Origin of the sequence: Ferdinandcohnia sp. QZ13 (assembly GCF_031324165.1) — a bacterium.
Taxonomy (GTDB): domain Bacteria; phylum Bacillota; class Bacilli; order Bacillales; family Bacillaceae_L; genus Ferdinandcohnia.
The window spans coordinates 2,170,027-2,185,858 of the sequence record NZ_JAVIVW010000001.1 but is presented as its reverse complement, the minus strand read 5'-3'; the positions used below and the strand labels follow the sequence as shown (position 1 = coordinate 2,185,858).

Annotated in this window: 16 protein-coding genes and 2 pseudogenes; 16 read left to right on the top strand and 2 right to left on the bottom strand. The window is 37.6% G+C overall.

Features of this window, described 5'->3' with window-relative positions; all coding sequences use genetic code 11:
- The gene (locus tag RGU12_RS10625) at positions 1 to 894 is read right to left on the bottom strand and encodes a VanW family protein (protein WP_396232341.1); all 894 of its coding nucleotides are present in this window, start codon (positions 892 to 894) and stop codon (positions 1 to 3) included.
- Between the two features lie 427 nt (positions 895 to 1,321).
- Here RGU12_RS10625 and qoxA point away from each other — a divergent pair, with 427 nt between their 5' ends.
- The 4 genes from qoxA (at position 1,322) to qoxD (ending at position 5,381) form a co-directional block, all read left to right on the top strand.
- A complete protein-coding gene (gene qoxA / locus RGU12_RS10620; protein WP_309536057.1) occupies positions 1,322 to 2,227 on the top strand; it encodes a cytochrome aa3 quinol oxidase subunit II in 906 nt (301 codons plus the stop codon).
- 328 nt (positions 2,228 to 2,555) lie between these two features.
- Positions 2,556 to 4,505, top strand: a complete 1,950-nt coding sequence (gene qoxB, locus RGU12_RS10615; RefSeq protein ID WP_309536056.1) for a cytochrome aa3 quinol oxidase subunit I — start codon at positions 2,556 to 2,558, stop codon at positions 4,503 to 4,505.
- The gene (gene qoxC / locus RGU12_RS10610) at positions 4,502 to 5,098 is read left to right on the top strand and encodes a cytochrome aa3 quinol oxidase subunit III (protein ID WP_116353546.1); all 597 of its coding nucleotides are present in this window, start codon (positions 4,502 to 4,504) and stop codon (positions 5,096 to 5,098) included. The genes qoxB and qoxC overlap by 4 nt, the downstream gene beginning before the upstream one ends.
- A gap of 1 nt (position 5,099) precedes the next feature.
- On the top strand, positions 5,100 to 5,381 hold the full coding sequence (gene qoxD / locus RGU12_RS10605) for a cytochrome aa3 quinol oxidase subunit IV (protein WP_309536055.1): 282 nt from the start codon (positions 5,100 to 5,102) through the stop codon (positions 5,379 to 5,381).
- Between the two features lie 95 nt (positions 5,382 to 5,476).
- On the opposite strand, the gene RGU12_RS10600 is transcribed toward qoxD, so the two are convergent.
- Entirely contained in the window at positions 5,477 to 5,698 is a 222-nt protein-coding gene (locus tag RGU12_RS10600) for a hypothetical protein (RefSeq protein ID WP_116353552.1), read from the bottom strand.
- A 171-nt stretch (positions 5,699 to 5,869) separates the two neighbouring features.
- On the opposite strand from RGU12_RS10600, the gene RGU12_RS10595 reads away from it, so the two are divergent.
- The 12 genes and pseudogenes from RGU12_RS10595 to RGU12_RS10540 all read left to right on the top strand — a co-directional run bounded on the left by RGU12_RS10595 (position 5,870) and on the right by RGU12_RS10540 (position 15,831).
- Positions 5,870 to 6,031, top strand: coding sequence for a hypothetical protein (locus RGU12_RS10595; RefSeq protein ID WP_309536054.1), 162 nt, complete (start codon positions 5,870 to 5,872; stop codon positions 6,029 to 6,031).
- 372 nt (positions 6,032 to 6,403) lie between these two features.
- Positions 6,404 to 7,048, top strand: a pseudogene (locus RGU12_RS10590) (DsbA family oxidoreductase); the annotation flags it as partial.
- A gap of 271 nt (positions 7,049 to 7,319) precedes the next feature.
- Complete coding sequence (locus RGU12_RS10585; RefSeq protein WP_309536053.1) at positions 7,320 to 7,925, top strand: hypothetical protein; 606 nt, start codon at positions 7,320 to 7,322, stop codon at positions 7,923 to 7,925.
- A complete protein-coding gene (locus tag RGU12_RS10580; protein ID WP_309536052.1) occupies positions 7,922 to 8,653 on the top strand; it encodes a hypothetical protein in 732 nt (243 codons plus the stop codon). The genes RGU12_RS10585 and RGU12_RS10580 overlap by 4 nt, the downstream gene beginning before the upstream one ends.
- Positions 8,654 to 8,707: 54 nt before the next feature.
- A complete protein-coding gene (locus tag RGU12_RS10575) occupies positions 8,708 to 9,595 on the top strand; it encodes a DMT family transporter (protein ID WP_309536051.1) in 888 nt (295 codons plus the stop codon).
- Between the two features lie 41 nt (positions 9,596 to 9,636).
- Positions 9,637 to 10,032, top strand: a complete 396-nt coding sequence (locus tag RGU12_RS10570; protein ID WP_309536050.1) for a VOC family protein — start codon at positions 9,637 to 9,639, stop codon at positions 10,030 to 10,032.
- Between the two features lie 202 nt (positions 10,033 to 10,234).
- Positions 10,235 to 10,954 (top strand): YebC/PmpR family DNA-binding transcriptional regulator, encoded by a 720-nt coding sequence (locus RGU12_RS10565; protein ID WP_116353563.1) that lies wholly within the window; start codon positions 10,235 to 10,237, stop codon positions 10,952 to 10,954.
- 184 nt (positions 10,955 to 11,138) lie between these two features.
- Positions 11,139 to 11,525 carry a DUF2500 domain-containing protein gene (locus RGU12_RS10560; protein WP_309536049.1) on the top strand — a complete coding sequence of 129 codons (387 nt, stop codon included), beginning with the start codon at positions 11,139 to 11,141 and terminating at the stop codon, positions 11,523 to 11,525.
- 49 nt (positions 11,526 to 11,574) lie between these two features.
- Positions 11,575 to 13,152 carry a M2 family metallopeptidase gene (locus RGU12_RS10555; protein ID WP_309536048.1) on the top strand — a complete coding sequence of 526 codons (1,578 nt, stop codon included), beginning with the start codon at positions 11,575 to 11,577 and terminating at the stop codon, positions 13,150 to 13,152.
- 102 nt (positions 13,153 to 13,254) lie between these two features.
- On the top strand, positions 13,255 to 13,509 hold the full coding sequence (locus RGU12_RS10550; RefSeq protein ID WP_309536047.1) for a hypothetical protein: 255 nt from the start codon (positions 13,255 to 13,257) through the stop codon (positions 13,507 to 13,509).
- Positions 13,510 to 13,785: 276 nt separating this feature from the next.
- Positions 13,786 to 13,893, top strand: a pseudogene (locus RGU12_RS10545) (excisionase family DNA-binding protein); the annotation flags it as partial.
- Between the two features lie 573 nt (positions 13,894 to 14,466).
- Entirely contained in the window at positions 14,467 to 15,831 is a 1,365-nt protein-coding gene (locus RGU12_RS10540) for a site-specific integrase (RefSeq protein ID WP_309536046.1), read from the top strand.
- Position 15,832: the final 1 nt, after the last annotated feature.

Genomic DNA, 15,832 nt, shown 5'->3' with positions numbered 1-15,832 from the left:
TTAGGATTGGTCTCTCTTTTCCTTTTTAGGTATAATTTTTCGTGGCTTGTAATTGATATCCTCAGATGAATAAACCGAAACGATAAGTGTTCCTCCACTCACCCTCGCTCGAATTAAAATCGGCTGATTGTATGTATTTTTAAAAAGAAAATCTGGTCCATACCAGCTCACTGTTGCATCGCGCCCTGGAGGTACATAACCTACACGTTTGCTATGGGAATAGCGCTTAACGATCTCAACTCCGGCAAGGTCGACGGCATTGAATAGGGTTGAGGAGGTTTGGCAAATCCCACCACCGATTCCTTCAATCAATTCACCTCTAATGATTTCGGGCGCAGGCTGATATCCTCTGGCAGCTGTTCGTTTGCCAACGACCTTATTAAATGAAAAGGTTTCATTTTGAAACAGCACATAACTATCAATGGATGCGGCGGAAAGAGCAATATTTGTGGCACGTTCTTTATTAGAAGAATTAAAATGCGTCACGTATTGCCCAATCTTTTTGACCCGTATCGTTGATAAAAGCTCACTATCTACACGTGGATAAATTCGCTCAATCGGGACCTCAATGAAATCCTTTTTTCCGAAAAAGCTAGAGTAGAATAACTTTGTGAATTTATCCTTATTTAATTTCACTCCGACATGTTCCTTGACGATATCACCTGATTTGCTGATCTTCGCGTCCATTGGTTCTTCGTATACTTGCTCATCTAAATAAGTTAGAAAATCTGTAAATTTTTTGGTGTTCAATGTAGGAACACCGAGCAATGGGAGAGAATATTCAGCCCGATTCACGGTCGCAATCGGATTTCCTTCATAGGTTATGTATACATGATCTTGAGGCTGGAATTGCTGAACAGAAAAGAAAAGCATTATCGTCCACAATAATTTCAGTATCCCCACCACCTTTACGAAACATCATTTTTTATAGTATGGATTGCTAGATGAGATTCCATTAATAATGAGGGAATTTTTTTTGGTTTAAGATTGTAACAAAATGTTCAAATTCGAAAAAAACACCTGTGATATGCGTCACATCAAGGTTTGCGATATTTATGTTAAAGAAATTTATAATTTCCAAAAACTTCCTTCTTGATTCTGTAACAACTTTTTAAAGTTTTGATGTTATTATCATTTACACAGTGATAAAATTCTAAAGAAATTATTTTGGAAAAATAAAGTTTTAGCTGCAGTTTTTCAATATATTACGAAAAAAACAAGTAGCTAAAAAATTTTTGACAACTTTGTGAAGTTGTACACAATTTCAGTATGACATTCATAGTTGTGAAATAAGAGCATCCATTCGGAAAGGAGTACTTTTATGAAAATCAAATGGTTTTTCTTATCAATGGTTTTTACTATTGCCACAGTGCTAACAGGCTGTGAACCAGTAATGGTCCTTGATCCAAAGGGTCCACAAGCTGAGAGGCAAGCCCAAGATATCCTACTTTCAATTGGAATCATGTCAGTAGTAGTCATTGTCGTTTTCGTATTATTAGTCTATATACTTGTTAAATATCGAGCTTCAAAAATGCCAGAGGATTACGAACCACCACATATTGAGGGAAATCCTTGGGTTGAAGCTATTTGTATCGGAATCCCAATTTTAATCGTTGGTTATCTCTCAGTTGTATCTGTACAAAGTAACTACATTGTCGAATCTGCACCAACAGGCTACGAAGACCAAGAACCATTGGTAATCTATGCATCATCTTCCGATTGGAAATGGCATTTTAGCTACCCGGAAGAGGACATTGAAACAGTCAATTACTTATATGTTCCAACAGACCGACCACTTGAATTCAGACTTTATTCTTACGGACCAATTACAAGCTTCTGGATTCCACAGCTTGGCGGGCAAAAATATGCCATGGCCGACATGATTACGACGTTGCATCTTGCTGCCGATGAGCAGGGTGAATTAATGGGACGCAACGCAAACTTCAGTGGTAAAGGATTTGCAGAAAACACATTTAGTGTAAAGGCTGTTCCTGAAAAAGAGTTCGAGGAATGGGTAGACGAGGTTAAAGAAACTGCTAAGCCTCTTACCGAAGAAAAATTTGATCAGCTGTTAGAACCTGGCCATCTTGGTCAAATGACGTTTACTGGAACTCATCTAGAATTTGCACCGCCACCAGAGCATGATCATGGCTCAGCAGATTCTGAGGAAGGTCACCAGGAAGGTCATGACGAGCACGAAGCTCATTCAGAGCATGATGGGCATTAATATTTAGGAATGCTGCTCTTCACGGACAAGACTTTCAGGGAAAGTCATTGAATTGTCTCTGATACAGTGTCTCGAGGACAAAACAAACAGTGTAAAGCAGAAAAGTGTCTCTGATACCACGTATCAAGGACAAAACAAACGGTGTGATGCCGGAAAATGTCTCCGATAGAGCTTCTCACGGACAAATCACGAGGATAAAAATAAATAAATGTCCCTGATACGATATCTCGAAGACAAAAACGAACTATTCATTAAAGAATGTCTTTAAACATTCAAACTAATAAATTTTGAACGCCGAATTCACTTCATTTGAAAGGAGTAACAACGGATGGAATTCTTCGAACGTTTTGCCATACCACATCCTAGTCCCGCCATCTATGCAGCGATGGTTGCAATTGGACTTACCGTAATCGGAATAGTCGCCGGTTTAACCTATTTTAAAAAATGGGGTTATCTATGGCGCGAATGGTTAACAACCGTTGACCATAAACGAATTGGAATCATGTATTTAATCTCCGCCTTAATCATGCTGTTCCGTGGTGGAGTGGATGCAGTTATGCTGCGTGCACAGCTAGCTACACCGGAAGCAAAGCTGTTAGACGCACAGCACTATAATGAGATTTTTACAACACATGGTGTTATCATGATCATGTTCATGGCAATGCCGTTTATTATGGGCTTTATGAACTATGTTGTACCATTACAAATTGGAGCGCGCGATGTGGCATTCCCACGTCTAAACGCAATCAGCTTCTGGCTCTTCTTTATGGGGGCAATGCTATTTAACATCTCTTTCGTAATTGGTGGATCACCTGATGCAGGTTGGACTTCATACTTCCCACTTGCAGGCAATGATTTCAGTCAATCAGTTGGTACGAACTATTATATGATTGCGTTGCAGATATCGGGTCTTGGTACCTTAATGACAGGTATCAATATGATCACGACCATTTTAAAAATGAGAGCACCGGGCATGACATTGATGAAAATGCCTATGTTCACATGGTCAACTCTTATTGCGAACTTAATTATCGTAACAGTATTCCCAGTTTTAACAGTTGCATTAGCAATGGGAACAATGGACCGACTTTTCGGTACACATTTCTTTGCAAGCACAAACGGTGGAATGGATATGCTTTGGGCCAACCTCTTCTGGGTTTGGGGACATCCTGAGGTTTATATCTTAATCCTACCTGCGTTCGGTATTTACAGTGAGATCATCTCAACCTTCTCAGGAAGAAACCTATATGGGTACAAATCAATGGTTGGTTCAATGGTTATCATCTCAGTCCTTTCATGTCTAGTTTGGGCACACCATTTCTTTACAATGGGGCAGGGGGCTGCATCTAACAGCTTCTTCTCAATTACAACCATGATGATTGCTGTTCCAACAGGTGTGAAAATCTTTAACTGGTTGTTTACATTATGGAAAGGTAAAATCCGTTTTACAGTTCCAATGCTTTACTCAATTGGATTTATTCCATTATTCACAATCGGTGGGGTAACTGGGGTTATGCTTGCGATGTCTGCAGCGGACTACCAGTACCACAATACAATGTTCCTTGTAGCACACTTCCATAATACAATTATCCCAGGTGTTGTGTTTGCGATGCTTGCTGCACTCACCTATTACTGGCCAAAAATGTTTGGATTTATGTTAAATGAACGAATCGGAAAATGGACCTTCTGGTCACTAGCAATTGGATTTGTATTAGCATTCTTCCCGATGTACATCACTGGATTAGATGGTCAGGCTCGTCGTATGTACACATACTCTGAGGCAACTGGTTTTGGTCCATTGAATATGATTTCGTTCATCGGTGCGGGTATTATGGCAATTGGATTTGTTCTAATTGTATATAACGTGTATTACAGTATCCGTTACTCACCTAGAGATATCGGCAGCGATCCATGGGATGCACGTACTTTAGAGTGGGCAACACATACACCAGTTCCTGAGTATAACTTTGCGTTAACACCAAGTGTGAACTCTAGCGAACCATTCTGGGATGACAAAAAGAAAAAGCATAAGCTATTCCCAGGTGAAATTGAAAAAATTCATATGCCAAACAATAGTGGACTTCCGTTCATCATGTGTAGCATTTTCTTTGTATGGGGCTTCTCATTCGTATTTGCGATTTGGCCACTGTTGATTGCTTCAACAATTGGTATCTTTGTATGTATGGCATACCGTTCATTTGAAAAGGATCCTGGACATTACATTCCAGTTGAAAAGATTAAAGAAACAGAAGAAAAACTTGGAGGTGCTAAACTATGAAACTAGGACACTCGCAACCTCTTGAATATAGTACGCACCAAAATGAATTAAATATTTTTGGCTTCTGGGTTTTCCTTGGTGCTGAAATTATGCTTTTCGCAACATTGTTTACATCGTATTTTACATTAGAGAACCGTATCGGAAGCGGTCCTTCAGGTGCAGAGATTTTTGAAATCACACCTGTTTTAATTGAAACATTATTACTTTTAACTAGTAGTTTTACAATCGGTCTTGCGGTTCATGCAATGCGTATTGGCAGAGTGAAGGCAATGATGGGCTTCTTCGCGGTCACATTGCTTCTAGGTTTAACCTTCCTAGGTGTTGAAATCTATGAGTTTGTACACTATGTCCATGTTGGAGCAGGTCTACAAACAAGCGCATTTACTGCGATGTTGTTAACAACTTTAGGAACACACGGACTTCACGTTACATTTGGATTATTTTGGGGAGTGATGATTCTTCTCCAAATCAGAAAAAGAGGTTTAACTGCAGAAACTGCTGGAAAATCGTTCATCTTTTCATTGTATTGGCACTTCCTAGATGTAGTTTGGATTTTCATCTTCAGCTTCATCTATTTGAAAGGAATGATGTAATATGAGAGAACTTTTTCCAGCAAAACAAATAAATGGCTTTGTCTTTTCATTGCTTCTTACAGTTATTGCTCTTTCCGTGTACTTCCTTGATCTATCCTTTACAGTAGGGTTAACAATACTCATTGTTACAGCATTTGTGCAAGCATTGGTACAACTAGTTGTATTCATGCATGCAGGTGAAACAAAGGATCGTTGGGCTATTTACGCAAATGTTTATTTCATGATTTTTATCGCGATTGTTACAATTTTCGGTACACTATTCCTGTTAGTTTGGGATATGTAAAGATCGAGGGTGTCCTTTAGGGGCACTCTTTTTTATGCAAATAAAAAGCTTAGCCGATTTTGAACGGCTAAGCCTATAGTTAATGTATGAATTATTTAGTCTTGTTTTGTCCCCTGTGCCTTCAGTAACATTTCTTCAGATGCAATTAAAAACAGCCCCATTAAAAAGACAAAAATGGCTCCCATAACTGTTCCGATTCCAATCGGCGTTAATACGCTGGAACCGCTTCCGAAAAATCCTAGACAAAAAATAATGATACCGGCAATAAGCACTGTTCCCCCAAAATACTTAACAGCCTCAAGCATAGTAGTTTTCATTTTTCCTCATCCTCCTACTATAAATTATTCACTTTGTTCACAAAATTGTCAAATACTTTTCACTAAATGTTCAAAAGTTGGAATTTTGGGCGGGGAAAATAGGTGGATAAGAGTTCTTGCGATGCATGCTCGGAGTCATTTTACCCAAGTATGTGTCGCAAAGGTGGTCTAGTGATACAAGCTGTGGCAAAAATCCTCCCAAGAATGTGCCGCAAGAATGGTCTAGCAGTACAAGCTGGAACAAAAATCCCGTCAAGCATGTCTGGCAAGAATGATTTAACGGTACAAGCTGTGGCAAAAATCGCCCAAGTATGTGCCGCAAGGATGGTTTAGCGGTACAAGCTGTGGCAAAAATCGCCCAAGTATGTGCCGCAAGGATGGTCTAGCGGTACAAGCTGGAACAAAAATCCCGTCAAGCATGTCCGGCAAGAATGATCTAACGGTACAAGCTGTGGCAAAAATCGCCCAAGTATGTGCCGCAAGGATGGTTTAGCGGTACAAGCTGTGGCAAAAATCCCCCTAAGCATGTCCCGCAACAATGGTCTTGCACTACACGCTCGACCCCAATCAACCCAACCATCTACCGTTACGGCATTCTAATGTATTTGGCTTTCAAAAGTGGAAATTTTATACCAAAGTCGTTCAATGAGCATTTACAAAATGTATATGTTACCATAGTGAAAAATACCTAAATGAGGTGTCAGTATGAAAATTGAAGTATGGTCGGATTTTGTATGTCCGTTTTGTTATGTAGGTAAGCGTCGCTTAGAACAAGCGCTTGAGCAATTTACACATCGTGACCAAGTAGAAGTAGAATTCAAAAGCTTTGAATTAGATCCAAATGCAAAGCCCTATTCAGGACAAAGCATCCATGAATTGCTTGCTTCCAAATATGGAACAAGCGTTGCACAGGCAAAGCAAATGAATGAAAGTGTAGGGCAGCAAGCAGCAGATGTCGGGTTAAACTATGATTTTGATGCAATGAAACACACAAATACATTTGATGCTCACCGCCTTGCAAAATACGCGGCAACTGAAGGGAAAGAAAAAGAAATGACTGAGATTCTCCTTCACTCCTATTTTGAACAAGGAAAACTCATTAGTGACCATGAGGTACTAGCTGATCTTGCAGAGTCTGTAGGTTTGGATCGCCAAGCTACCCTTGACGTATTAAAGGATGAAAAGAAATTTGCGAATGATGTACGAATTGATGAATCGCTTGCGCAACAAATTGGTGTTACCGGTGTTCCGTTTTTCGTTATCAATCAAAAATACGCAATCTCTGGTGCGCAGCCGACGTCCACTTTCCTTGGTGCACTTCAGCAGGTATGGACAGAAGAAAATCCTGCAGAGTAATGAAGTAGCGGTTGTATAGATGAGAGTTATCGCATCAAGAACGTGCAAAGCCTAATTGGCTTTGCACTTTTTATTTGCCTGAAAAAGGGAATCAGGCACATCAATACGAATATATAGTAAGGTAAAGGAAAAAGGGGTGGTTCTCATTACATTTCGGTTTGATTTTGATATAAGCCTTATATCCATGATGACGTTCCTTGTTGGATGGGGTACAATTGTTTTTTTTACATATAGAATTTATAAAAAACAAGAAGAGAAACCAAAGATGTGGAAGATTATTCTTGTTTTATTTGTTGGATTTTTTACATTTTCTTTTAATATGAACCTATTTGAAACGTTTATGAAGATACCCATTTTACCGTTAGGTGTATGGATTCTTTATTTTATTCTGAGATCAAAGGACGGGCGTTGGGAGAGGTATCGCCAATATGCTTGGCTTGGTTTTCTCGCAAACTTTCTTTTTGTCATGTTGACTTTGGCTTCGGTTGGCCTACAGTATGTAATCTATCCTCCAAGCAATATAGCAACCTATATTTCTGATGTCGAACGTGCAACAGTTATCAATACACATCCAGTCGCAGAGGATGTTACCTTGCAAAAGGATATAGTAATGAAACAACTGTCTACCATGAAACAAACGGAATTTTTTAGTGATCAGTGGTACGAGGAAACATATATGTATGGAGAACCTAATACGAGGAAAGAACGATTTCCATATCAAGTGATTGGAGTACAAGGAAAATGGGGAAGCAATGTACCTACAACCATTTTCATTGAAGAAGATGGGAAAGGCCTATTAATTGCAACACCTAAAAAACAATATTATTTTCGCTCCGATGTTGTCTTTTTAAAAGGGGTGAAAAATAAATGAAGCGTAAAAGGATAATAGGGCTGTTAGGTTTAGTTGTTCTTCTTTTCTTGATCTATTATTTTTACCTAGCTAAGCCAACTACCTTCACTAAAACTGATACTTTTAAAAGGTATTCTGAAGTAAATGAGGTCCTGGATGTTATTGAGATAGATGAACGCCGTGTTTTTGTACCAATTGTTACAAATGAAAACGAATATGGTATGAGTCTTTGGCTGTGGAAAAACCATAAATGGAATATGGAATTTGATAGCACAGTAGGTGGTCCTATGGTCATCAAGTTAAAGAGTACGGATCCGAGTTCCTATAAGGTATTTTGGAATATTCACCCAAGGGATCAAATAAGTTATGGAGAATTTTATTTGCTGAGGGATCGAAATTATCGGATTACAGATGAAATTGGCAATTATAACCCAAGGCTTCAAATGAAGACCATCCTTGATTTTGAAGAAAAACCGTACGGGATAATGGATCTTCCTAAGGATTGGCAGAGCGTGATAATGGCTTCGATCAAAGTGGAGGAAACGAAACAACCAGATTCCATTTTTCAAAACATGTTCCCTGTCATTCAGGACGTGTATTTTGGTTGGATTCCATACAACAATGAACACAAGAGGCAAGATTCCCGTGCTACCATGGTTGGTGGGGCTTCATGGGGTGGCAGTGTGGATTTGCAGCCTGTGGGAGAAATACAGGAAGAAGAGCTCGAGTATTTAAAAATCGAAGAATAAATCAAACTTGGCTGTTCTTTTTCTAGCTAAACGGAGAGGAGGAGAAACTTCCTTATGTACATGTCTATGGTCATCTTATGTCTGATTTGGGGATTTAATTTTGTTGTCATGAAATTGGGGAACGGTGTTTTTCCTCCTGGGGAATTTGCTGCATGGCGGTTTTTAACAGGATCCATTGTACTCCTAGGTTTGTGCTTTTTAAAACGAATACCACTGCCTAATAAGTCAGATCTTAAGTGGTTCATTCTATGTGGAATCCTCCAAACCACCTATTTTAACATTGCGATTCAAATATCACTTAACCACATAAGTGCAGGACTTACCTCTGTTCTTACATACAGTATGCCACTTTTTCTATCAATCATGGCGCATAGGTGGATTCCTGGTGAACGGCTAACAGTTAGAAAGAGTTTCGGGATTGTGGTAGGCATTCTGGGTTTATTTCTTGCGATGAATATCCATTTTGGAGGATCTATTTGGACGGTTTTACTAGCCTTAAGCTCCGCTATATCTTGGGCAATTGCGAGTTTGCTATTTAAACTGAAATTAAAACATTGTGATACCATTCAATTTACTACTTGGCAGATGACGATCGGAGCGGTGGGATTATTGGTATATACTCTTTCATTTGAAACGGGTGAATCACATTGGGGATTCATGCCTATAGTGTATATTTTGTTTTCAGGAGTTGCTGCCTCTGCCTTAGCATTTGTGATGTGGAATCATATCTTAAGGCGTACAGAAGCAAGCAAAGCGTCGACTTCTTTATTAATTGTACCCATCGTTGGAGTCATTTCTGGATACATATTTTTGGATGAAAGCTTAAGTGTGGTAACGTTAGCGGGAATTTTGCTAGTATTAGTAGGTATATGGTTTGTAAATAGTAAAAGTAGACAAGAACACCGTATTAACGTATCAAGAGATTTGGATCAAGCTCAGTAGGGATATACTAAAAATGAAAAAGAAAAAAGGAGAATTTGATTATGGAAAAAGTAACACCATTTTTAATGTTTCAGGATAGCAATGCAGAGGAAGCGATGAATTTTTATACGTCACTCATTGAGGATTCTGAGATTACAAATATTGTTCGGTATGGGGCGAATGGACCTGGCGATGAAGGAACGGTCATGCATGCAACTTTTACGTTAAAAGGACAGGAGTTTATGTGCATTGATAGTAATATCAAGCATCAGTTTACGTTCACTCCTTCATTTTCGATTTATCTAACATGCAGTACGGAAGAAGAAATCGATAGTCTTTATCATAAGCTGAAAGAAGGCGGAGGAGAACTCATGCCTTTAGGTAATTATGGATTCAGCAAAAAATTCGGCTGGATAAACGACCGTTTCGGCGTTTCCTGGCAACTAACTTTAGTTTAAAAGAAAAGTCAAAACGCTTAGGTGCTAATGTCTAGGCGTTTTTTTGGTTACATTTTCTTCTAATTTTTTCTCGAAAAGCGCTAAATGTTGGAGTATAATATATTTTGTTCAAAATGTAAGTTGTGAAACGGTAGCGTTTTGTAGTGATCAACACTTACATTATAATTAGATAAGATTCATAAGTTGAAAGCGAGTGTTCAAGATGGGACGTAAATGGAATAATATCAAGGAAAAAAAAGCTTCCAAGGATGCGAATACAAGTAGAATCTACGCAAAATTTGGACGTGAAATCTATGTAGCAGCAAAACAAGGTGAGCCTGATCCTGAGTCAAACCAACATTTAAAAGTCGTTCTTGAGCGTGCAAAAACATACAGTGTACCAAAACACATCATTGACCGCGCCATTGAAAAAGCAAAAGGCGGTTCAGAGGAAAGTTACGATGAACTACGCTATGAAGGCTTTGGTCCAAATGGATCAATGGTGATTGTGGATGCTTTAACAAATAACGTTAACCGTACAGCTTCAGATGTACGTGCCGCTTTTGGTAAAAATGGCGGAAACATGGGTGTCAGTGGTTCTGTAGCTTATATGTTTGATGCAACTGCTGTTTTCGGTATCGAAGGAAAAACGGCTGATGAAGTTCTAGAATTGTTAATGGAGGCAGACGTTGATGTACGCGACATTCTTGAAGAAGAAGATGCTGTCATCGTGTATGCGGAGCCAGAACAATTCCACGCAGTTCAAGAAGCTTTTAAAAACGCTGGAATTACGGAGTTTACAGTAGCTGAATTAACGATGCTTGCACAAAACGATGTAACTCTTCCAGACGATGCAAAAGAAAAATTCGAAAAAATGATCGATGCATTAGAAGACCTTGAAGACGTACGTCAGGTATACCACAACGTCGATCTAGGTGAATAATTAACAAACGAAGACCTTGGGACAGACTTACTGTCCTAATGAAGGTCTTTTTTTGGAGACGGGGGGACAGGTTTATTGTCCCAACCGTCTCTTTTTTTACGAAAAAATTTTTCGAACATTGAAACTTTATGTATTTTAAAGCGTATTTGTTTAATATAGATTCCTTTAAAAAGGGGGAAGGTTAATGTATCCAGGAGATGCTATGTTCAATGCTGTCCCGATTTTTGTAATGATTATGTTCATTGTTGTGATTGGACTCATTATTTTTAATATGGGGAAAGGAATCAGTCAATGGAAAAAGAATGAAGATTCACCCAAACTTAGTGTTCCTGCACTTGTAAAAACAAAGCGCACACATGTGAGTAGACATACCCACCATCAAACCGAACCACATCATCACGATCATGTCACATCATCCACGAGTTACTATGTTACATTTGAGTTCGAGAGTGGCGATCGCTCAGAGTTTAAGGTTTCTGGTGGTGAATATGGTCAGCTTGCTGAAGGGGATATGGGGAAACTTACATTTCAAGGAACGCGATATTTAGGGTTTGAGAGAATGAGAGGATAAAGGATATTGTCTATTTTTCTAGAATTATAGGGTATGAGGGGGTAATCCAATGTCAATTGAACAATTTTTAGAGGATCAAAATAAAGTAATTCGTGAATTGCATATTAATAGTGCTGAAGCTTCATGGATGGCTGCGACCACTGGGGAGGACGAGTGGAATGCGAAATCGGCAGAAGCGGACACTGCATATAGTGTTTATTTTTCAAATGCGGAACGCTTTGAGCAAGTAAAACAATATCTGGAGCAAACAGAGAATCCGGTTCAAAAACGCCAGCTTGAACTTTTATATTCACACATGCTAGAAAACCAACTTCCAGAAGATAAACTGAAGGAAATGGTTCAACTATCAACTGAATTAGTTGGTGTGTTTAACACATTCCGCGCGACATTAAATGGAAAGCAAGTATCAGAAAACGATGTCCGTCAGATTTTAATCAAAAGCAATGATCTTGAACTAAGGGAACAAGCATGGCATGCAAGCAAGCAAATTGCGAAAGAAGTTGAAGAAAAATTACTCACTCTTGTGAAAAAACGCAATGAGGCCGCACGTTCACTAGGATTTGGAAATTTTCATCAGATGAGCTTCGAATCACAGGAGCTTGACCGTGAAGAAATCTTTTCGATATTTACAAAGCTAAAGGAACTTTCTGATGAGCCATTCCGTCAGGTAAAACAGGAGATGGATGAAGAGCTTGCAGAACGATTTGGTATTAAGGTTGAAGACCTTCGACCATGGCATTATGCCGATCCATTTTTCCAAGAGGCGCCTCCATCTAAGGAATTGGATTTAGATCCGTTCTATGAGGAGAAGAATCTCGAGCAATTATCCATTCAAACCTTCGAAAAAATGGGCATGGATATTACAGATATGCTTCAAAAAAGTGATTTGTATCCAAGAGAAAAGAAAAACCAGCATGCATTTTGTACCGATATTGACCGTGAGGGTGATGTTCGTGTCTTAAGTAATAATGTGCCGTCCGATTATTGGTCCAATACGATGCTCCACGAATACGGGCATGCGGTCTATTTTAAATATATCGATCGTAGTCTCCCGTTCTTATTGCGCAGTCCGGCACATACATTAACAACTGAGGCGATTGCAATGTTATATGGTCGCTTCGGTAAAAATCCTGAATGGCTTCACCAGTTTTTAGGGTTGGACCAAGAGAAGGTGGATGAATTAAAGCCACTTATTGATAAATCTTTACGCCGTCAAATGTTAATTGCGGGTCGCTGGATTATGACTTTTGTGTTCTTTGAACGCGAGCTTTACGAAAATCCTGATCAAGATTTGAACCGTTTATGGTGGAAGCTTGTGAATGAAATTCAATATTTGACACCACCTGAAAACCAGGATTATCCGCATTGGGCTGCGAAGATTCATTTTACATTAGTGCCAGTGTATTACCAAAACTATCTACTTGGTGAGTTAACAACTTCCCAGCTTCAGCGCTATATTGAGAAGAACATCTCAACAGATCTCTTCACAGAAAAAGTGGGAGAATTCCTGATGAATGATTTCTTTAAGCCAGGTACGTTATATAATTGGAATGAAAAAATCGAAAGAGCCACTGGAGAGAAACTAAATCCACAGCATTTTGTCGATCAGTTTGTTGCAGTGAAATAATGTGAAACTTTAGTCATTGGGGGCCTTGTCCCCCAATGAATGTTTATCGAACGAATCGGTTTTGACTAGCAGTTTACTTTAAATAGTTAGGGAGACCGTAAAATGAGCGAAATAGACAAAAGAAACCGATTAACTGAAGAACCATTTACTTATCAAATTACGAAAAAAGGAATGGTTATGATTTATTTTGAAGGAAAACAAATTAAAATGGTAAATGGTCGGGATGCTGAACGTCTTATAACAAAGATAAAAGAAGTTGAAGATGACAAAATAAAAATACAAGTATTGTTAGCTAAAATAACAGGCAACTTTAAACGCGGAAACGAGAAACTTGGTAAAAATAACAATAGTAAATGAAGCCTCAACTAGAGTTAAGGCTTTTTTTGATCACTTTTAATTTTATTTCACTGAATTATGAAAGTTAGCCTGAGCCTCTCTCCCATGTTAAAATCAAAAGGAGGGTGTCGATGTTTTCTTTTTTTGGTGCGAAATGTACGATTTGTAAAAGAAAAATAAAGCCTCTGCGAAAGTATGTCGATGATAAAGGGAATACAATAAAGGTATGTATTCCTTGCTCAGAATACGCAGAACGACGAGCATACAAAATTCGAAGGTAAAGAAGGATGAAGGAAGTTGTACTTAACAGTAAAGGAAACAGCAGAATATTTATCAATTCCAGAAGAATTAGTAAAAAAGCTGATTCAAGAAAAAAAGGTGCGCGCCCTTTTTGATGGTGAACAGGTATATAATAAATTTTAGACATAACTTGTGGATAACTTTGAAAACTTTTACATACATTGATATGTGTGTGTTTTCAGGAGGGGGAGTTTTGTCTTTTTTTTAACAAATAAGATAAAACCCAATTATGAATATATTACGAGGGTATATGTTATTGTATTCCCGACAATGGTACAGAGGATGATATTATTGTAGTTCATAAATAGTGATTTGATTAAATTTAGATTGTAAAACTATTTTCATAAAATAAAGTATTAAGAATTTATGGGGTTGTAGAGGAAGGGGATAAGTGACATTTGGAAAAATAAAGGATATAATTATTATGTATAATTACAAGATTAATAGTGAGGTAAAACTTATGGGAGTGTTAAGTAAGTTTAGCTATTTTAATATTTGGATTTTTAAAGGGTATTTTATCTGATTAGGGATAGAATACCCTTTTTTTATTACTATATTTTAGTTTGAGAATAAGGTAAAAAAATATTTACATTACTATTCTTGGTTGACTAAAAACATTATTTAAGGTGTTTGATTACTTTGAAAAACAAACAACATAACATTTTAGGGGGATTTATGGTGGATGATAATTTAAGAGGGGATAATAAAAAGAAAGTTGTGGAATTTAATAAGAGGAGTGATAAATATAAGTTTTTTCATGAAAGCATTAAAGTTAAAAAAACTTTAATGAATGATAGAGAGCTTATAGAGGAAAGAACACTTGTAATGTTAGAACAAGCAGAAAATGGTATCAAAAAGAGAATAGTCCATCCGATAACGGAATTTATACATAGACCATTAAAAAGAGTGGGGATACCAGATATCAAGACACAATCTCAAATAGCAAACTATTTAATTAACTTTTTAAATTTTATATTAATTGAAAAACACCATATTTATATGCTTAATAGTATTTCAGAATTAACCTTTGAACATGGTACAGAGTATTTAACAGCATATGGACAAACAGGAAGGCAAAAAAATTGCACTTCGATTCAAAAAGGGACAGTTAAACGTTGTGAAGGGTATTTAACTCAATTATATTATTTTTTAGCTAAAAAAAATGTGCTTAAATACATAACATTAAAAGACTTTGAATTTAAGGAATTTACATATGAAGATTTAAGTTTGAATCGTGTTCCAGAAAGTCCATTCTATGGTGTTGTGTATCCTGACAACAATTCTAATATAGAAAAAAACCTTATACATGATATTCCTAAAGAACTAATTATACTGTTTATTCAAACTGCTCTTTCTTACACTCCAAGAATAGCCCTCGGTGTAGCTTTTCAATGCTTTGGTGGATTAAGGGTTGGAGAAGTTGTAAATATCAGCACCACAGGAATAACACCATCAGGGGAATTCGGCAGATATGGATTTAAAGTGAAATTGCAGAAGAGGAATTTTCGACCTGAGTTAAAGTCCATTTCAGGTAGAGGAACGCCCAAAAAGATAAGAAGACAAGGTATCTTTCCTTTTAATGGTAAACTACTTCAAATACTTTATAAAAATCATATAGAAAATTATATTGCAACAGATGGTAGTAACGCACTATTTGGGAATGCAAATGGAAAGGCAATGGAGAAATTCTCATATCAGTATTATTTTGAAAAATTAAAACGTAAATTCATTGAGCTATTAGGGGGATCAGAAAGTTCACTTGTTAGAAATTACGCAATTGAATTAAGTAGTGCCAAGTGGGATACCCATATATGTCGAGGGATTTTCTCTAATTTAATTGCTGAAGATGCAGAGAATGTTCTGCAAGTTATGAGTGCAAGAGCTGACAAAGATCCATTAGCATCTCTCCCCTATTTAAATGGTACAAAAAAAATGTTAGATATTCTAAAAAATAATTATAACAACATGTATGTTGAATTGTTAGAAACGAAAGATGAAATACTGCAAGAAAGAGAAAATAACAATCATAAGGGGGAGAAATGAT